Annotated in this window: 21 protein-coding genes; 11 read left to right on the forward strand and 10 right to left on the reverse strand. The window is 43.3% G+C overall.

The features are described 5' to 3' along the window. The first annotated feature begins 320 nt into the window (after window positions 1-320). From ABWT76_RS17080 to ABWT76_RS17090, 3 genes are all read left to right on the forward strand, one after another. A complete protein-coding gene (locus tag ABWT76_RS17080) occupies window positions 321-524 on the forward strand; it encodes a hypothetical protein (protein ID WP_054466892.1) in 204 nt (67 codons plus the stop codon). After that, window positions 521-790, forward strand: coding sequence for a type II toxin-antitoxin system RelE/ParE family toxin (locus tag ABWT76_RS17085; protein WP_054466891.1), 270 nt, complete (start codon window positions 521-523; stop codon window positions 788-790). The genes ABWT76_RS17080 and ABWT76_RS17085 overlap by 4 nt, the downstream gene beginning before the upstream one ends. Window positions 791-942: 152 nt before the next feature. Beyond that, window positions 943-3174, forward strand: a complete 2232-nt coding sequence (locus ABWT76_RS17090) for a reverse transcriptase domain-containing protein (RefSeq protein ID WP_190879244.1) — start codon at window positions 943-945, stop codon at window positions 3172-3174. 481 nt (window positions 3175-3655) lie between these two features. Here the strand turns inward: ABWT76_RS17090 and ABWT76_RS17095 are convergent, their stop codons facing one another. The 6 genes from ABWT76_RS17095 to ABWT76_RS17120 form a co-directional block, all read right to left on the reverse strand. Next, window positions 3656-4009: a hypothetical protein gene (locus tag ABWT76_RS17095; RefSeq protein ID WP_156331807.1), complete on the reverse strand. Its 354-nt coding sequence runs from the start codon at window positions 4007-4009 to the stop codon at window positions 3656-3658. A 127-nt stretch (window positions 4010-4136) separates the two neighbouring features. Further along, window positions 4137-5000: an NAD(P)-dependent oxidoreductase gene (locus ABWT76_RS17100; RefSeq protein ID WP_054466889.1), complete on the reverse strand. Its 864-nt coding sequence runs from the start codon at window positions 4998-5000 to the stop codon at window positions 4137-4139. Between the two features lie 137 nt (window positions 5001-5137). Further along, the gene (locus ABWT76_RS17105) at window positions 5138-5530 is read right to left on the reverse strand and encodes a hypothetical protein (RefSeq protein ID WP_054466888.1); all 393 of its coding nucleotides are present in this window, start codon (window positions 5528-5530) and stop codon (window positions 5138-5140) included. Further along, a complete protein-coding gene (locus ABWT76_RS17110; RefSeq protein ID WP_054466887.1) occupies window positions 5527-5904 on the reverse strand; it encodes a DUF433 domain-containing protein in 378 nt (125 codons plus the stop codon). The genes ABWT76_RS17105 and ABWT76_RS17110 overlap by 4 nt, the downstream gene beginning before the upstream one ends. A 209-nt stretch (window positions 5905-6113) precedes the next feature. Beyond that, window positions 6114-7802 carry an NB-ARC domain-containing protein gene (locus tag ABWT76_RS17115; RefSeq protein ID WP_354634668.1) on the reverse strand — a complete coding sequence of 563 codons (1689 nt, stop codon included), beginning with the start codon at window positions 7800-7802 and terminating at the stop codon, window positions 6114-6116. A gap of 63 nt (window positions 7803-7865) precedes the next feature. Then, a complete protein-coding gene (locus ABWT76_RS17120) occupies window positions 7866-8033 on the reverse strand; it encodes a hypothetical protein (protein ID WP_156331806.1) in 168 nt (55 codons plus the stop codon). On the opposite strand from ABWT76_RS17120, the gene ABWT76_RS17125 reads away from it, so the two are divergent. The 4 genes from ABWT76_RS17125 (at window position 8026) to ABWT76_RS17140 (ending at window position 11341) form a co-directional block, all read left to right on the forward strand. After that, the gene (locus ABWT76_RS17125; protein WP_156331805.1) at window positions 8026-8211 is read left to right on the forward strand and encodes a hypothetical protein; all 186 of its coding nucleotides are present in this window, start codon (window positions 8026-8028) and stop codon (window positions 8209-8211) included. The two genes, ABWT76_RS17120 and ABWT76_RS17125, sit on opposite strands and share 8 nt — an antisense overlap. A gap of 422 nt (window positions 8212-8633) precedes the next feature. After that, the gene (locus ABWT76_RS17130) at window positions 8634-9782 is read left to right on the forward strand and encodes a hypothetical protein (RefSeq protein WP_354634669.1); all 1149 of its coding nucleotides are present in this window, start codon (window positions 8634-8636) and stop codon (window positions 9780-9782) included. Between the two features lie 467 nt (window positions 9783-10249). Next, window positions 10250-10729 (forward strand): hypothetical protein, encoded by a 480-nt coding sequence (locus ABWT76_RS17135; protein WP_054466884.1) that lies wholly within the window; start codon window positions 10250-10252, stop codon window positions 10727-10729. A 321-nt stretch (window positions 10730-11050) separates the two neighbouring features. Beyond that, on the forward strand, window positions 11051-11341 hold the full coding sequence (locus tag ABWT76_RS17140) for a hypothetical protein (RefSeq protein WP_054466883.1): 291 nt from the start codon (window positions 11051-11053) through the stop codon (window positions 11339-11341). 95 nt (window positions 11342-11436) lie between these two features. Here ABWT76_RS17140 and asnS read toward each other — a convergent pair whose 3' ends face one another. Beyond that, a complete protein-coding gene (gene asnS / locus ABWT76_RS17145) occupies window positions 11437-12825 on the reverse strand; it encodes an asparagine--tRNA ligase (RefSeq protein WP_054466882.1) in 1389 nt (462 codons plus the stop codon). A 41-nt stretch (window positions 12826-12866) separates the two neighbouring features. Beyond that, window positions 12867-13280 (reverse strand): hypothetical protein, encoded by a 414-nt coding sequence (locus tag ABWT76_RS17150; protein WP_054466881.1) that lies wholly within the window; start codon window positions 13278-13280, stop codon window positions 12867-12869. 70 nt (window positions 13281-13350) lie between these two features. Between ABWT76_RS17150 and ABWT76_RS17155 the strand changes: the two genes are divergently transcribed. Further along, window positions 13351-13665: a DUF6439 family protein gene (locus tag ABWT76_RS17155; protein ID WP_190879269.1), complete on the forward strand. Its 315-nt coding sequence runs from the start codon at window positions 13351-13353 to the stop codon at window positions 13663-13665. Between the two features lie 214 nt (window positions 13666-13879). On the opposite strand, the gene ABWT76_RS17160 is transcribed toward ABWT76_RS17155, so the two are convergent. Continuing rightward, entirely contained in the window at window positions 13880-14332 is a 453-nt protein-coding gene (locus ABWT76_RS17160; protein ID WP_190879254.1) for an ATP-binding protein, read from the reverse strand. Between the two features lie 1283 nt (window positions 14333-15615). On the opposite strand from ABWT76_RS17160, the gene ABWT76_RS17165 reads away from it, so the two are divergent. After that, window positions 15616-16542, forward strand: coding sequence for an alpha/beta fold hydrolase (locus ABWT76_RS17165; RefSeq protein WP_054466879.1), 927 nt, complete (start codon window positions 15616-15618; stop codon window positions 16540-16542). Between the two features lie 59 nt (window positions 16543-16601). Here the strand turns inward: ABWT76_RS17165 and ABWT76_RS17170 are convergent, their stop codons facing one another. Beyond that, window positions 16602-16934: a ferredoxin gene (locus tag ABWT76_RS17170; protein ID WP_054466945.1), complete on the reverse strand. Its 333-nt coding sequence runs from the start codon at window positions 16932-16934 to the stop codon at window positions 16602-16604. A 543-nt stretch (window positions 16935-17477) separates the two neighbouring features. On the opposite strand from ABWT76_RS17170, the gene ABWT76_RS17175 reads away from it, so the two are divergent. Both ABWT76_RS17175 and nblB read left to right on the forward strand, forming a co-directional pair. Then, window positions 17478-17942 (forward strand): CBS domain-containing protein, encoded by a 465-nt coding sequence (locus ABWT76_RS17175; protein WP_072160781.1) that lies wholly within the window; start codon window positions 17478-17480, stop codon window positions 17940-17942. A 62-nt stretch (window positions 17943-18004) separates the two neighbouring features. Next, entirely contained in the window at window positions 18005-18670 is a 666-nt protein-coding gene (nblB, locus tag ABWT76_RS17180; RefSeq protein ID WP_354634670.1) for a phycobilisome degradation protein NblB, read from the forward strand. The last annotated feature ends 279 nt before the right edge of the window (window positions 18671-18949 follow it).

Consider the following 18949-nt stretch of genomic DNA (forward strand, 5'->3'; position numbering starts at 1 on the left):
CGGGAATGACAGTGGGGGGGCGCGGAAATGACAGTGGGGGGGCGCGGGAATGACTGTGTATGGATTCCCGCCTTCGCGGGAATGACAGTGGGGGGGCGCAGGAATGACAGTGGGGGGCGCGGGAATGACAGTGGGGGGACGCGGGAATCACCGTGTATGGATTCCCGCCTTCGCGGGAATGACAGTGGGGGGGCGCGGGAATGACAGTGGGGGGACGCGGGAATGACAGTGGGGGTTATTGCTAGAAAACACCGGCTGCATTTGTGTTATATTTGTCAGTAGCATTTGAGGATCAACTCAACTGGAGTCAGAGAAAAAATATGCCAGCAGAACAATATCCTTTTGCCCAAGAATTAATTACAGATGTTTCCGGTCAAATTCGTAAAGTTATCTTGGATTTTAATGACTATAAGCGACTGCTAGAAGTGATTGAAGACGAAGGACTTTATCGAGCCATGATGGAAGTCAAAAATGAAACTTCCTTGGACTTGGAATCCGCCCTAGCTGAACTTGAGAAAGAATGAAAACCGAGTATAAGCCGAGCTTTTTAAAAGACCTGAAGGCTCTGAAAAGTACGCCTAGCTTTGAAACAATAAAAGCGTTAGCATTTACAGAAATCCCTAATTTACAAAAATTTGAAGAGATTGGTAATTTAAAAAGGCTAAAAGGGGATGACAATGCTTATCGAATTCGCATCGGCGACTATCGCCTGGGAATTTTCTTTGATGGCGAAACAGTTATCTTCGCTCGCGTTCTACATCGTAAAGATATCTATCGCTATTTTCCCTAGCTATACGCGACATAGGCGATATAGGCGATCGCGCCTAGGAAATAGCTCGCCCGTGGCTATTTTTTGGTCTTGATATTCTGGACTATGATTGACTATATTGGTCAGAATATTTTATAATCTAACCAATGTTTGTTATCGGATAGATATATTTCGTGTTTTCACAATCAAAGAAGCTCGATAAACTAATCAATCAAGGGATTGACTACTACAAGCAAAGTCAGTATGAAGCCGCCCTTGAGTGTTTTAATCAAGCGATCGCGTTAAATCCTAATTGTGCCAGAGCCTATCATTACCGGGGTTGGTTGCATCTAGCCAACAATAATCCTGGTGAACTTCTGAATGACTTACAGACTGTATGTAGATTATTAAACGATAAATATTATGAGCGATTAGTCAATAAGATTGAAAAAATAATCCCACAATTGTTTTATCGAGAAGACTCCCTTTCATGGATTTACTGTGAAGAAGATGACTCTTGGTACGAAAGTTACAGCGATATTCCTGGAGGAGATATTTATATCGGGATCATCGGTGACATAGAAGCAGAATTAATGGAGCAGCGATCGCAAGAATTCTATTGGCTTAGAAATTGGCTCTTTGCTAGAATAGAAGAAATAAATAATCTTCAGTTAAAGCGCAATAAAAATGCCAAGTTTAATCAAGAAAAATTAATCAGATATCAGTTGCCTTTGTGTAATTCACACTCAGAAATTGCTGCCGCGATCGGATTAAGCGTTAATGGTTTGCGGTATCTCGCTTTTTCTCGTAATAAATTGCACTACACTAGATTCAATATCCCTAAGAAAACTGGAGGAAAGCGGGAAATATCAGCACCGCTGCCGCTGCTGAAAAAGGCGCAAAATTGGATTCTACATAATATTCTAGAAAAGCTAGAAATTCACCCCGCTGCTCATGGCTTTTGTCGCCAAAAATCTATTGTCACCAATGCTCTACCTCATGTAGGCAAAGATGTCATCATTAATATCGATTTGAAAGACTTTTTTCCATCAATTTCTTATCCACAAGTCAAAGGGCTGTTTAAATCATTAGGATATTCGGAAACCGCTGCGGTAGTTTTCGGTTTGATTTGTACTGAACCCAGAGTACAAAAACTAGAAATAGACGGAGAAAGCTGCTTAGTTAATCTCAAGGAAAGACGCCTTACCCAAGGGGCGCCAAGTAGCCCAGCGATTAGTAATCTGCTGTGTAAAAAGCTCGATCACCGACTTAGTAATATGGCAAAAAAAATGGGTTTTATGTACACTCGTTATGCAGACGATCTAACTTTTTCTGGTTCTATAGATAGTCGGGAGAATATTGGTCGGCTATTCAAAGTAACCAATTTGATTGTTCAAGAAGAAGGCTTGGCAATCAATCCAGATAAAACGAAAGTTCGCTGGAAAAATCGACAGCAAGATGTGACAGGATTGGTGGTTAATCACAAAATTAATATTTCTAGGAAAACGCTGAAAAAATTTCGGGCGACACTATATCATATTGAGCAAGATGGCTTCAGAGGTAAGCATTGGGGACAGACTAATACCAATGACTTAATGGCATCGATCGAGGGTTTTGCTAATTTTGTATGTATGGTCAATCCAGAAAAAGGGGCTAAATTCAAGCAGCAGGTGCAACGGATCAAAGATACCTATAAAAAAACCGATCAAAAAGCCCATCAAGCCAACCATGAAAGCCCAAAAACATCGGCACAGATTTATGATGTAGTATTTCTGATCTTTTCCGCATTATTTTGGCTCGGCTGGACTTACAAGAAAAAACTTGAATATCTGCGCCAAACTTATGGAAATACTGCAATCAAACAACTGAGGCCAAACCAGCAATGGGAATTTTTAAATTACCTTTTAGAAGCGATCGTGTCTCAGGAAATTAAGACTCATTTATCTTTAGCTGATTTACAAAGCAAGGAAATTCATAACTTTAAGCAAGTTTTATGCTGTTTAGACTATTACAAGGGACGAAAATGTAAATCTTACGCCATACCCAGTTTTATCATAAATAATACTCCGATCTGGGAAGATAAAATGGCTGATTATTTAGATTTTTTATGTAGGATATATAGAGAATATCTACGATTAGGCTGGACTGACAACCAAAGAGAGAATTCCGCAGCAAAAACCTATTTGCAAGAAATCTATCATGTGCTATCGCCTTTGGCTCTGACCCTAAAACAATTGCAAGACTTTCTCGAATATCTAAAACTTCAGCCCACACCAGAAGTGTGTTCTAATTCCCAGCCTGATTCTTATGAATATGATTTTTCTGATTCTTATGAATATGATTTTTCTGATTCTTATGAATATGATTTTTCTGATTCTTATGAATATGATTTTTCCGATTCTTGTGAGTATGAGCCTCCTTATTAGGGAAAATTCCGAGCGGTTGGGCGCTAAATCTGTTATAATCGAACCGTCACGCGCCAATGTCAACAAGTCAAAAGCCTTGCAAGATGTGGGAGGGTAGATATATCCTCTCCGAGGACGGTGGATCGCCGTTCCTACATTTAAGCTAGTCCAAAATCGCCCGATGCCTATCGGCTGGCTGGCGAAGTAAGCATGAATGTCCTCTGATTAAAGAGATAAAGTCGAAGGCACAATCTTGAGGGCGCGTGACACCCCATTAAAAATGATGATCGAGAAAAGAATCAGTTTCATCGAAAGACTATCAGGGCTGATGCCGAGCAATTTCCTGCAAGTCTTTGTCAATCACAATTATAGCTGTTCATGTAAGTTTTTTTAAAGCTTTTTAAAGCCACGGGTTTAAACCTGTGGCGACCATATTATGAAAAAACCATGTAGCGATCGCGCCCTTGTTGTTTGGCGCGGTATAAAGCCACATCCGCTTGTTTTACCAATTCCTCTGGGAGATCATTGTGATGCAAATCCCCATACTGACGGTGACAATATCCCTGATATCGGAAGCTTGATGGGGAATTGAGAGCGATATTGCATCCGCAACGAGGAGCGATATTGCTCCGCAACGCGAAAGCTGCGATATTGCTCCGCAACGCGATCGCGATCGCACCTGAGACTGAATGCGTTGGGCGATCGCCACTGACTCAGGTTGCTGAGTATTGGGCAAAACGACGACAAAAGCACCATTTGCGGTAAAAGCGGTTTTATTTTTTAATGAACCACAAATTTTCGCAGAGGGGAAGCCTGACTTAACATATGGGCGCAATGCTTGCTTGCGCCCGGACAAAATATTTTCAGCAATAAATTTTCAGCCATAATTTATCTGCCGGAAATATCGTAAACCTACACCCTATAAAGGCTGCTGATGCTCTCTGGTCTTGGTCTATATAAAACCGCTGTAAACCAGACTGAATTTATTTCATTCTATTGACTACATTAAATAATGCGGAGTAATCTTCCTCCCCCAGGTTTTCAGTCATGGCAATTTCTAAAATTTCTTTTACTCCGGCTAAACTACTCACATTTAAACCTAAAGCTTGGGCTTCTTTAAGGATTAAATTAGTGTCTTTTAATAGATGTTTGGTGGGAAAATTAGGATTAGCAAAGTTCCGGTCAATCATCCGCTGTAATTTTTTGTCAAAGGTCGGTGCATATAAGGCACTTTCCCGGAGAATTTCCATAAAAACTTCTATATTGACCCCTTGTTTTTGGATTAATCCTAAACTTAAGGCAAATCCAGTGGTTAAATTAGCAATCAGTTGATTTAGTGCCAGTTTTAAGGTCATTGCCGCACCTACAGGGCCGATTAATTTAGGTTCTGGACTAAAGTTTTTTAGCAGCATTAACCATTTTTGAAATTGCGCTTCTGTGCTGCCAACCATGACAATGAGTTGACCTGTTTTTGCTTCGGGGATACTGCCAAGTACCGGGGCTTCCATATATTCACCTCCGAGATGGGTTACTTCAGAGGCGATCGCCTGACTTTCGCTGGGGGCAATGGTACTCATGGAAATGATTATCCGTCCCGATAATTGGCTACGAGTCGATTCAGAAAATAACATTTCCCGGATGGCATTGGCATCGGTTAACATTAAGAATATACAATCGCAATAATTCAAAACTTCTTGAGGCGAAGCGGCTATTTTTGCGCCTTTTTCTGCCAATGGTTGCACTTTTTCGGCAGTGCGATTATAGACCATTACTGATAAGTCTGCCTCTAATAGTTTATTGGCCATTGGTAATCCCATTAAGCCCGTACCGATAAATCCAATATTCATTATATGCTCCATATATGCTCCATAATTTGTTGTTGGCAACGGATAGATGAATTATGGCATAAAATGGATGGATTTTTGGGGATTTTTTGGGCGATCGCTCCACGGGTATGATGTTTATTGCAACTCGGTTTTTTAAACTACGGAATAAACAACCGACCGGCTCCCATGTAATCTTGAATATCCAGCACAATCTCCACCAGTTTTTCTACACAAGAGTCTCGATAATCATATTCTGATACTCGCGACCGATCGCCAATGGTGATAATAGGGAATGAAGTGGAGGTATTTTCTTCGCGCATAACTCTTTCCAAAGAGTCTTGCCCCTTGGCATTGCGGTTAGCTGTTAGCAAAATCATTCGATTCGCTTGAGCAAATTGCCAAACAGCACGGTCATTGCTATTTGCGGGTAGTCCAACATCTGCAAAAGTTATTAGCCGAATAGAAACGAGGTCTAACCACCCTCTAGAAGCAAGAATTCCAGCAAAGAGAATCGCTTCCTGATTCAAATTGTAATCAACTAGAATAATCATTGATTTTTTGCTTCCCGGCGTCTTCTTTGTTCTATAATCTTAAGTCGAGCCGCTTCGTGACCAGGACGGGGAGGCATTGCGGCAATGCGAGCAAAATGTTCGCGGTTACGTTCTTCCCAATATATTCTCGTCTCTTCTGCTTGACGCAAAATTTCTTGATACTCTGCTTCTACCGCTGAGTTATGAGTTTGAATATAAAAAAGAGCCCCATCGATTTGCTCGTCCGTTAGCATGAAGGCATCGCGAATGTACTTGCGTGGATACTCCGCTTTGAGATAATCCATTATGTCATAGATAGTGATGCGAGTACCCGCGATGGTTAGTCCCCGTTCGGTACGGATAATTATCTCTTGTTCTTGGTGATTAATCGTCATCAGCACTTTCTCCTGTAGTCTTATCCAAGATTTTCGACCCGATCGTATCGATGATAACTCAAGTAGCCCCTGGGAGGAACATAAAGCCATTAGAAGTAATTGTCTGCTGTGCGATCGCCTGGAGGGAAGCATTACGCCCCTACTGGCGATTATTTTTGATTATTTTTGATTATTTTTTGTTGGGATAAGCGATCGCCCACGTCGATCGCTTATGCCAAATTACCAGAATATTGGCTGGTTAAATATTGTTGAATTACCGGCTGAACTGTAAACACGGTTTCCTGGTCTTGGGTAATTTTTTCAATCAGCGATCGCCTCGACAAAGATTTAATCGCATTCAATATTTCTGAGAGAGATAATTCTAATTCTTGGACTAAAGCGGAAGTGGTTACAGAATCCTCGGCTGTCACTAGATAAAGCATCACTTTTTTCTCCACCTTTGATAAGCGATCGATCTGCTGCTTTAATTTCTGTTTAAAAGCATCATCCAAAAACAGCGCTTCATATTTTAAAAATTCAGAAACTCCACCGGAAAATAAATCAGCGATCGTGGTCGCCACCATTTTCAACCAAAAGGGATGACCTCGGTATTGGTGAATCAGGTCAGGCCATGTTTCATCATCCCCTAACTCTTTTTCTCGGAAAAATTCCCCAGCGGATGATGCGGACAAGCCCTTTAATTGATAACAGCGAACCGGCGCATTTTCTCCTTCTAATTGACCAATTTCTGCCGGAGGTTCCCAACTCAGTAGCAGCAAACAACTCTGATGAGAAAATTCGCCGATTCTGCGGAAAAAGTCCCCATAATCTTCATAGCCCGGTTGGTAATGACCGGCCAATTGACCCCTACTGAGAATCATTTGCCCATCATCCAAAATCAGCAAACAACGATACTCTTGCAGCGATTGCATCAGTAAAGATAATTGGTCTTCTGTATCTGCGGGTGACTCGCTTTCTGATTGATTAGAAAGCGATTTCAGCAAATTAGTCAAAAGCCCTTTTAAGGGAGGAGAAGACCGCAGACTTTGCCAGATAATATAGTCAAACTTATCTTGAATTTGGGTGACACATTGCACCGCCAAGGTAGTTTTACCAATTCCGCTTAACCCCACCAAAGCTACCAGTCTTGTGGATTCTTTTACGATCCATTGTTCCAGGGTATTCAGTTCCTCTGTGCGTCCGTAAAAACTGGCAAATCGCCAAAACCTGGTTTCTTCAAGAAACCGGGTTTTTGTCTCCCACAAACCGGATGTTTTATCTTCTTCTGAGTTGGCTGCGCGATCGCCCCTTTTTGAAGGGTGGGTTAAGGGGCGATCGGCTTTATCGCTTTTAGACTTCCGTTCTCGTCCCTTCTTTTCTCGCTTTTCTCGACCTGAACCATAATGCACCGTATCTCCACAAACGCTGAATTTCTCAATCCGAATAGAATCTTTATTGAAGTGTAAGAAGTTAGAGAAATTTAATCGATCAACTGTAGCGCGAAAATTAAACTTATTAACCTCTTGCCCTAATGCCTGGGACAATACTTTCCATAACTCTGAGGCCACATCTTTCACATGACCCTCACTACAGTGGAATTCCTCAGCAATTTTCGAGTATTTTTTCCCCTTGCAAGCACCGCGTAAAATATCCTGCTGTAGATTATCCAGATGTTTGCCCGTTTGCGTAAAAACCAGTTCGTCTGCCAATGTCAAGATTTCGTGAACATCCATAAGTCGGGGAGATGCAGGAATTTTGATTATTTTAGCCGACTTTACCCGACTTTTTCCGACTTTAACTGACTTTTTTTGCCAAACCAGCTTTCGGTGGGTTATTCCTGTCCAGGACTTGCGCCAATCTTGTGATTCAAAGCTATCGGTAGGGTGTTGTTCCGAGACGGTGACACACCAATACCCCATATATAGAGTCGTTGCGTAAGTCCTAATAGGGTTTTGTAGGGGCGCAATGCTTGCGCCCCCAACCTACAGCGGTTTTCCGATTACTGAACCACGGTAGGGCGAAGCATTCCGGTAGGGGCGAAGCATTCCGGTAAGGGCGAAGCATTCCGGTAGGGGCGAAGCATTCCGGTAGGGGCGAAGCATTCCGGCAGATAATTGATTGCTTAGAATATTGTAGGGGCGAATGGCCATTCGCCCCTACTGCCGGAATGCTTCGCCCCTACAATGCCGGAATGCTTCGCCCCTACAATGCCGGAATGCTTCGCCCCTACAAAATTCCCTCGTTCCCATGCAGAGCATGGGAATGCCCAACCAGAGGCTCTGCCTCGCGAGAGTTGCCGACTTAATCCGACTTAATCCGACTTTTTGACAGTTAATTTTGCCATTTATTAAAAATAAAGTCCCTACTAAACAAGACTTTTTCCGACTGGACATTAATACTTAATTGATAAATAATTTTATAAGATCATAGCAAGCAACCGAATTTTTTTGATCGGCTCAACGGCGATATATTCACCTGAATACATCGCAGCCCATCCATTTTGTCATCTCATCGCTTTACACCAGGGAATCTTTATATAGCAACACTCATTGCTCATAGATTACTCGTTTCCATATCGCTTTTATGCTCTGCATTTCCATACTCAGGACTTACGCATAAACGCTATTGGTAGGGTGTTGTTCCGAGCGGTAACGCACCACAACCCCATATATAGAGTCGCTGCGTAAGTCCTAATACTCTGCATAGAAACAAGAACGTAAACCTCTATTTCCTTAGAGAGGAATTGACCTATGGCTGTTAACTTATTTGACGCCAACTTCTACCGCTCAGTTAACCCAGACTTGGCCGGTTTAAATGATGCTCAAGCCTACCAACATCTGATTAGTTTTGGCCTGAACGAAGGGCGGACATTTTCATTGTATGTAGACTTAAACACTTACCGAGTCAGCAACACCGACTTAGCTGCTGCCGGGTTAATCACCAATCAGCAACTCTACGACCATCTCTCAATTTCGGGGGCAGCAGAAGGACGGAATTTTTCCCCAGTATTTAATGCCAATGTCTATCGGGCATTGAATCCCGACTTGCAAGCGGCTGGTTTAAATAACGAGCAATTGTTAGACCATTTTCGCGCTTTTGGCATCAACGAAGGTCGCCAAGCTTCTAACTCTTTTAGTGTCGGTTTCTACTTGGCAGCTAACCCTGACTTGCAAGCTGCTGGTTTCAACAATCAACAAGCATTGCAACATTATGTATTCTTGGGCATAGCTGAAGGACGCATTGCTGCACCGAGTGTAGGAAGTACATTATCAGCAGCACCGTCTTTTCTCTCTACCAATAGTGGGCAAGTTGGAACTATTGACCGATTAACAGGAGTATTTACAGAACTAGCAGTTGGTCCGTCTTTCACAGATATAGCCCGGTCGAATGATGGTCAGCTTTTTGGCATAACATTCGACGAATTGTACAGTATTAACCCCAACACAGGCTTGTCTTCCAAGATTGGAAGCTTTGGAGTGAGCGGGGATTTTAACGCTTTAGGATTCTCTGGAGACAATCGATTGTTTGCAGCAGCTAGAGACCAGTCGAGCATATATACTATAGACCCTCTAACTGGCACTGCATCTCCAGTGTCATCTATAGTTAACTTAGATTTTAAAAGTAGTGGCGACTTAGCCTTTGACTCGAACAGTAACCAGTTCTTCGCCGTATCAGAGGAGCTAGGAACTGAAGTTTTATTCTCGATCGGACTAGATGGAACGGCCACAAGGATCGGTGGCATTGGTTTTAGTGGAGTATTTGGCTTAGACTTTGATCATGGAACCCTTTTCGGATATACCCCGGATCAACAACAAATCGTCATTAATACAGTGACGGGAGCCGGCACTTTCAGCCAGGACGTTACTGGGGTTAATGGGGTCATTTGGGGTGCTGCGTAAAACTTCAGTAGTAGTTGAGATATTTGGGTAGGGTGCGTTAGCGGGCGATAAAAATTAGCGAAAGTCAAGTGAATTATATTCCCGCGTAACGCACCGATTATTATGGTGAAAATGGTGCGTCTAGGCGGACATATAAATTAACCGTGGGAAATCAAAGATTATCTCCGCCTAACACACCCTACCAAACTAGAGAATGTCCCTCATTCCTCTGTGTATCTCTGTGTCTCTGTGGTGAAATAATAGTAACGCACCGATTATTATAGTTAAAATTGTGCGTCTAGGCGGACATATAAATTAACCGTGGAGAATCAAAGATTATCGCCGCCTAACACACCCTACCAAAATTCGCCCAAAAAATAACCCATGTAGGGGCAAAGCATCCGCGCCAAAATCTTGAAAATCCACTAAAATTTATCTACGCGGATGCTTCGCCCATTGCCAATTTTACAAAATTAGGCGCAATTCCTATGAATAAAAAAAAAGTCTTTACCCAATTGCCAGCGGTTTTTATTTTAACCCTTGGTTCGCTAATTCTCAGCCCAACAATCGCGAACTCTCAACCCCAAGAAACCATCGATCGCTGGGCGGATAATTTTTTCTACAGTGTTAATCCTCAACTATCTCGACGAAAAATTCGGGCTGATGAAACCCTATATATCCGAGAATGGAATGCCATTGCTAGAGTGGTTCCAGATATTTTAGTTTATGAGAATAGTACCTGTGGCGGAGACAAGCCAACTTTTGAGTGGCTGCTAGAAAATTATGATGGTCAATCGCGCAATGGACTGAACTTAGTCAGCGAGGATCTTAACAAAATTGCCGATGCCATATTTTATGTGCGTAATCCTGAATTGGGAGGTCGCAGAATTCAATCAGGAGAAACAGGGTTAGCCAATGAATGGATGAGAATTAGAACCGCAGTAAGTCGGTTACATCCTTGTGATTAATCAGCTTTTGTTGGGTGCGTTAGCGGGTGATAAAACCTAGGGAAAATCCAGTAAATTATATTCCCGCGTAACGCACCGATTTTTATAGTTAAAATTGTGCTTTACTGCGGACAAATCAATTAAATTTGATCTTTTCTTTGTGTATCTCTGTGTTTCTGTGGTAAAATAAATCTTCAGTTAAAATGGTGCGTCTAGGCGGACAGATAAATTAACCCTGGGGAATCAAAGATTATCGCCGCCTAACACACCCTACCTTAAATCTATTATGCCTGAGAATTGCTATAATAAAATCACCCAACAGCAATTGAGGGGAAAATTACCATGATGTCACCCAAATTACTAGAAATCGATCGCACCATTAGAAATTTGTCTTTGGCAGAACAACAGTGGCTTTTGGATCGGTTAACCAAGCAAGTACAAGAACGCACCCAAAGCAGGGGCAAATTTTCCGATTTGGAAGCCATTAAGCAACAACTAGAAGATATGGCTAACGATCCAGATATCCAAAGAGAAATTGCCGAGATAAATCAAGAATTTGCGATCGCTGAAATGGATGGACTAGAGAATGTCCCTCATTCCTCTGTGTATCTCTGTGTCTCTGTGGTGAAATAAATCTTCAGTTAAAATGGTGCGTCTAGGCGGACAGATAAATTAACTCTGGGGAATCAAAGATTATCGCCGCCTAACGCACCCTACAACCTACACCGTTAAAAATCAATGGTCATCGGCGCACGGGGGAAAGGAATTACATCCCGAATATTTTGCATCCCGGTCATAAATTGCACCAAGCGCTCAAATCCTAAACCAAAACCAGCGTGTTCTACAGTTCCATAACGGCGTAAATCTAAATACCACCAATAGTCATCTAATGCTAGTCCTTGCTTTTGAATCCGGGACTCTAAAACATCCAGCCGTTCTTCTCTTTGGGAACCGCCGATAATTTCGCCAATTTTCGGGGCTAAAATATCCATCGCCGCTACGGTTTTATTGTCATCATTTAACCGCATATAAAACGCTTTGATTCCTACGGGATAATCTGTGACTATCACCGGCTTTTTAAACAGTTCTTCCGCTAAATAGCGCTCGTGTTCCGATTGTAAATCTAAACCCCATTTTACCGGAAATTCAAAAGTTTTCGAGGCTTTTTCTAGGAGAGAAACTGCTTCGGTGTAGGTAATCCGTTCAAATTGGTTATTGATAATATTATCAGCGGTGGCTAATACGGTATTATCAATGCGTTGATTGAAAAATTCCAGATCGTCCGGGCAAGTTTCTAGGACGAATTTGAAAATATATTTTAAGAACGCTTCGGCTAAATCCATGTCCCCTTTCAGGTTACAAAAAGCCATTTCCGGTTCCACCATCCAAAATTCCGCTAGGTGGCGAGAAGTGTTGGAATTTTCCGCCCGAAAAGTTGGCCCAAAGGTGTAGACATTGCTAAAAGCCATCGCCATGACTTCCGCTTCTAACTGTCCGCTGACCGTGAGAAATGCCGGTTTGCCAAAGAAGTCTTGACTATAGTCAATGTCTTGGGATTTGGTGCGCGGGGGTTCTTTGAGGTTAAAGTTGGTCACGGCAAACATTTCCCCCGCCCCTTCGCAGTCACTTGCGGTGAGGATGGGAGTATGAACCCAAAGAAAACCCCGTTCTTGGAAGAATTGATGAATGGCGTTAGCGGCAGCGTTGCGGACTCGGAACACGGCCCCAAAGGTGTTGGTGCGCGATCGCAGATGGCTAATCGTCCGCAAGAACTCAAAAGAGTGCCGTTTCTTTTGCAAGGGATAAGTTTCTGGATCCGACTCTCCCAACAGTTCACAAGTTGACGCTTTCAGTTCAATGCGCTGTCCTTTTGCGGGGGATGCCACTAATACCCCGGTTAATTCTACCGAAGCCCCAGTATTTAAGCCCTTGACTACTTCCTGGTAGTTGGACATCTCAGGACTGAGGACAACTTGCAAATTGCCCATAGAGGAACCGTCGTTAATCTCTAAAAAGGCAAAATCTTTTAATTCTCGTTTGGTGCGAACCCACCCTTGAACTGTCAAAGCGTCATCAGGTTCGCCACTGCGTAAAATTTCAGCAATCCGTTTAGTCATTTTTTTTCGCGGTATTTGAGAGGTTATCAATAAAAATCCGGTCAACCAGCACAAGATTTTAAGATCCAGCCTATAATAAGGCCCAACCCGCCAAACCGGATCGCTTGCCAAAAAGGTTCTTTTAAACTGGATAAGCTAAAAAGTTGACTTTCTAAATTGAGTTCAATGGTGTCAAGTTGTTCCTGGATATGTCGCAGTTCGTCGCGGAGGGGTTGACGACGCGATCGCTCATAACTGGGAGTACGGCGTAATTCTTTTTTTAACTCTGCGGCACGTTCCCTGAGTTGCGCTTGCAGGGCTTGATTTTGCTCGATTTCGCTGTAGCGTTGCTTTAAATCACTGAGAGATTTTTCGACTTCTTGCAAGGCTGTGGCAAAATCCAAGTCATCATCAGACTGTTGATTGCTTTCTGGGGTGGGGGTGGGTTCGTTGGGGTTGGGAGTAGGCGATGTCATCCGAAAACCTAAAATATCTGTAGAGTGAAAATATTGCTGTATTAACTGCTGGATTTATTTTATGGCCACAATGCCCAACAATCCCTTATTTGCCATTTCTGCGAATTTACAAAGTCCCACCTCTGCCAAATTGCAGGATGTCAGTACCTTAGAATTGGCTCAAGCTTTGGCGGAACGCTTGAGTATTACCGATCTGAATTGGCATAAAAGCAAATCTAACCGCAATGCCCGATCGCTGGAACAAACTGCGGTTGCTCTAGTCTTTTTGTTAAAAAATAATCCCGAAGAAGCCCTGGCGCATTTACAACAAGCAACAGGGTGGTTAGATCGGTCAATTTCGGCGCCCCCTTGTCCCACTCATGGCGATCGCCGTCAGTCCAAATGAGTCAATAGAAACCAACTTTTATTAATTTAAAAGATGATTCCTTGGTTGACTGATGAAGATTAGATAATTAACCACTATTATGTAAGCATTCAGTGGGTAGCCAAAGGGCGATCGGCAAGGCGGAAAACCTATTAATCGCTGAAAAATTAGCGCTGCTCTCTGAACGCTTACCGCCATCATCAATAATTCACGGTTTACCGTGAGGGAGCAAAGCTTAACGCAATATTGGGCTACGAGAATAGTGATTCACAACCTTACATAGACTTAATTCTCTCAGGTTATTATTCCAATGAACTTTATCGAAAATCTGGTGTAAAATAAACAATCCTCTGCCGCATTCCTCTTCCTCGTGCGGGAATTCTTCATTAGTTTCATTGGCATAAGCCGAATTGGGGCAATAAAAACCATTTCCTTGATCGGAAATGATCCACCAATACTCATCACGAACTACCGAAAACCGAATTTCAACTGTTTTACTTGGGTCTAGGTTATTGCCATGTTTAGCTGCATTCACTAAAGCTTCTTGTAGTCCCAGTCTAATTTCTGCTTGCCATTGACTGGGAATTTCTGCCAATAGCAAATCTAAAATTGGACAGAGATATAGCGTGGAGGCAAAGCTAATTTTGTTCCAGCTACGTCCTTTGATCCGAGGTGATATAGCAATCACAGAAAAACCCCGCAGTTTTGATTAATAAATGAACATGGTTTGTCTAGGTGTCATCCTAAATATCCTTGAGGAGTTGCTAATTGCCTAAATGCTAATCAGCGCTAATCACCGAGTTACTTTGTTACTTTCGCAGCCATGTCAGAATCATAGACAAAAATCGTCAATGATGCTTGAATGTATCGAAAGATACTTATGAAAGATACTGATGATTGCATATGATGGCAACTCACCAAAAAAGGGATATTTGTGTCACCCCGATCGCGAATTGTTGTGGATTCCGGCAACAAAGCGATCGCATCCAAAAAGGTAAGTTGCTCCCCAAGGTGGATCATTGAGTTTCAGATAGATATAGGGTCAAACCCGCACAATCTGTGACTCGTTAAGCAGGATCCAGTTAACCGATTAAATATTAATTATTGATCAGTGCGTGTGCGGCATTGACAGCCGATGGATCGGCATTTGTTTGTCATCAAACTTGCCAGCCTTTTTTGGCGGCAGGTCACGGAATTTGTAGTTGCCAAATCATCCAAATCATACTGCTCGTGACCCAAGGTTCTCACTAAGTATATTTTTATTTTATCTCAAGAATCAGCAAAACACCAGAGGTTTAGTCAGATTCAAATAATTCCCAGGGAATCATTGCATCTTGAATTCCACACATTTGATTCCGTATTTAGGCATTCATAGTTATAATAGCCTATTTGTCGATGGACTGGATCGTGCGAGTTTTTACGGAATCAGGCCATCCAGAAAACCGGAAATAGCTTAGGGCGATCGATGTTATCCCAGGAGTTCACCCCCTTATCTGGACTATCTTCTCGGTAATTACACAGAATCAGATCCATCAACGACCCCCCAGCCAAATCCGGCAAAATAGAGTGATTTCCATCCCATGCTTAACCTGGGTCTAAATAGGAAAAAAGTTAAATTTTTATTAAAATTTTTTATTGAATAATCACTCATTCTTTGGATTTACAAATCTATCCGATGTAGGGTGTGGGGAGCTTCTGGTGCGGGGGTGCCCGCCGTCGGCAGAGGAGCAGAGGAGCAGAGGAGCAGAGGGGAGAGTGAATAGTGAATAGTGAATAGTGAATAGTGAATAGTGATATTTTTTTTGTACGGGCGAATGGCCATTCGCCCCTACGACTGTTCACTTGTACGGGCGAATGGCCATTCGCCCCTACGACTTTTAACTGCACCCCCGCTCCCCCGCTCCTCTGCTTCCCCGCTTCCCCACACCTTAAGATACAATTATTCACAAAACTTATTAATTCTTAATCATCATGGCGGATAGTGCAGTCCTGGCTTCAGCAGAAATTTGCGGTGATTACTGGCAATGGCGCGAACAGTCGATTTATTATGTTCGGGCCGGAAACCGACATTCGGGGCGCCCACCGTTGTTATTAGTACATGGTTTTGGGGCTTCCACCGACCATTGGCGGAAAAATATTCAGGAATTACAACAAGATTTTGAAGTATGGGCGATCGACCTGATTGGTTTTGGCCGTTCGGCGAAACCGAAATGGGTCTACGGGGGGGAACTTTGGCGCGATCAACTGCATGATTTCATCCAAGCACAAATTGGGTCGCCCGTGGTGTTAGCCGGTAACTCCCTGGGGGGTTATGCTTCCTTATGTTTGGCAGCCCAGCGCCCTGAGTCTGCCGCTGGGGTGATTTTACTTAATAGTGCGGGGCCTTTTAGCGAGACATCAACGGACACATCATCGGACACACCATCGGCGCCCAAACCATCACCCGTTCGGCAAGGGATGAATCAACTGATCCGAGGAGTTTTTCGCCAAGAGTGGGTCAGCTTTTTGATTTTCCAATGGACCAGACGGCGATCGGTGATTCGGAAAACCCTGGAAAAAGTCTATCTGGATACCACTGCGGTGACGGATCGACTGGTGGAAGAAATTTATCGTCCTTCCTGCGATCCGGGGGCGGCGGGGGTTTTTGCTTCGGTGTTCAAGTCTCCTTCTGGGGAAAAAGTAGACCAGCTACTCCAAGAGTTGAACTGTCCCCTGTTGACTCTGTGGGGGGAAGGCGATCCCTGGATGAATGTGCGCGATCGCAGTCAAAAGTTTCGTCAATATTATCCCCAACTCACCGAATACTTCCTCAAAGCCGGTCATTGCCCCCATGATGAAATTCCCCAACAGGTCAACGAATTAATCAAAACGTGGGTTTTCTCCAATTGTTTAATGTAGGGTGGGCAAAATCTTGCCTACCCTACCACTAAGGTGGGCAATTTTGCCCACCCTACCATTTAATAAAATCGGGGATGAATCCTGGGGTGGAGTAACCGATCCACAGGTTTACCCTCTTGAAGATGTTGTTCGATAATCTCCGGCACATCGGTGGGTTTAACCCGGCAATACCAAACATCATCGGGGTTTACCTTCACCGTTGGGCCGGAACTGCACTGACCGAGACAACCACAGCCACTCACCGTGAACTCCGGCAATCTAAGTTGCTGAAACATCGCCAGCACCTCTGCGGATCCGTTGCGCTGACAAGATTGATACTGGCAAATGGAAACACACTTATATGTTGTCTGTGCTATTGACGGTGCCGTTGACGGTGCCATTGACTCTACCATTGACGGTGCCATTGACGGTGGCGTTGCTTGTGGATCATTTATGGGTGTCATCGCTCAAATCTCTACATAAATCTTTACAAAAGATCATAACAAGGTCAACGATAGTTTGCCGATCGCCTTTCCTTTGAAGTAATAGTTTAAATTTCCAGAAAAGATCGACTTTTGTGCGGATATCTGCGAAAATTTTTCTAGCACAGTCAAACGTTCCAGTAATCTAACCTGATTGATTAGGATCTGGATCCGAAGTCATTCAAACGCCTGGGTTAGAGAAAATATCACCTAGGCTAAAAATTAGCTAGACTCTAGTCTCGTTTATTGGGTTCGGTTCAGCAAAATAACAGATCCATCATCTTAGATAAAATTGGGGCAACCCATCATCTAATCTGGTAATAAGCTGGTAAAAAGAAATGCTTGTTTAGCTTCTTGTTTAGCTTACTTAGCAGATAGCCTAGATGTCTTGATGCGGATAAGAAATATTCTAACCAAGATTCTAAGCAAGCAGATTTCGATGGCTGAAAATTAGTTATAAATGTAATCAGAAGTATGTCAAAAACAGTTGGTGAAGTAATGACCCGCGATCCGATCTTAGTGCAGCCTCAAACTTCTTTAGAAGAGGCGATTAAGATTTTAGCGGAAAAACGAATTGGCGGTTTGCCCGTAGTTGATGAGTCAGGAAAACTGCTGGGAATCATCTCAGAAGGTGACTTGATGTGGAAAGAAACGGAGGTAAAACCGCCAGCTTATATTATGTTACTGGATAGCGTGATTTATTTGGAAAATCCAGGGCGTTATCAGCGAGAACTCCATAAGGCATTGGGCCAAACTGTAGGCGAAGTGATGAGCGATCATGTTTTGACGATTAAACCAGGAAAATCTGTTAAAGATGCCGCCAGGTTGCTGAATGAAAAGCGGATCGATCGCCTGCCGGTAATTGATGATAATGGCCATGTTGTAGGAATTATTACTCGTGGAGATATTGTCAGATTTATGGCTTCCGGTGAAGATTAGTTGATTGTATACTTGTAAGAATCTCTAGCGAATAATAATCGAGCATTTATTAAATTACGAACATGACGATAACTCCTGAGTCTATTCAGCAACAGCTACAGTCAGAAAATGTGGGCGATCGCCTCCGTGCAGTCAATGATTTACGTCAACTTGACCCGGCGATCGCATTTCAACTGATACAAACAGCCATTAAAGACCAAAGTGCTCGAGTTCGCTATGCTGCGGTGAGTCAGATGACGAGTTTGGGTGAGCAGGATCGAGAAACAGCCTTAACTGTACTGCGCGATCGGCTACATAATGACTCAGAAGCCGATGTCCAAGCAGCCGCTGCGGATGCTTTAGCCGCCTTAAAATTGACCGAAGCCTTTGATGACTTGCGCCAACAATACGAAACCACTAAAGAGTGGCTGGTTAAATTTAGTATTGTGGCAGCCCTGGGAGAAATGGGATATCCGCGATCGTTTGAAGTCCTAGAAGATGCTCTGCTCAACGGGGAACAACTGGTAAAAACTGTCGCTATTAGCGCATTAGGGGAACTGGGCGATCGACGGGCGATCGCGTTATTGCTGCCTTATGCCACGGATCCCGATTGGCAAATTCGTCACCGACTGACCCAAGCATTAGGGACACTTGGTGGGGCAGAAGTACGAGCGACTTTAGAGCAACTGGCAAGTGATGAAATGGAAATCGTCGCTCAAAGTGCTCAAGTCCATCTCCAGCAAATATAGCGTTTCTCATACTTATGAGGTACTGAGCTTTCTCTGTCATTCCCGCGAATGCGGGAATCCACAGAGCCACTACACCTCACAATATTTCAAACTGCTATATAAAGTCATCCCTTCAATTCAGGAGCAGTCACGAACCCGGTCTAATCAACCGGGTTTGTTGTTTGTTGGTTGTTGGTTGTTGGTTGTTGGTTGGGGTGTGGGGAGTGTGGGGTGTGTGGGGTGTGTGGGGAAGAGAGAAAAGAGAATAGAGAAAAGAGAATAGAGAATTTTCCTATGCAT

Origin of the sequence: Planktothricoides raciborskii GIHE-MW2, from assembly GCF_040564635.1 — a bacterium.
Taxonomy (GTDB): Bacteria; Cyanobacteriota; Cyanobacteriia; order Cyanobacteriales; family Laspinemataceae; genus Planktothricoides; species Planktothricoides raciborskii.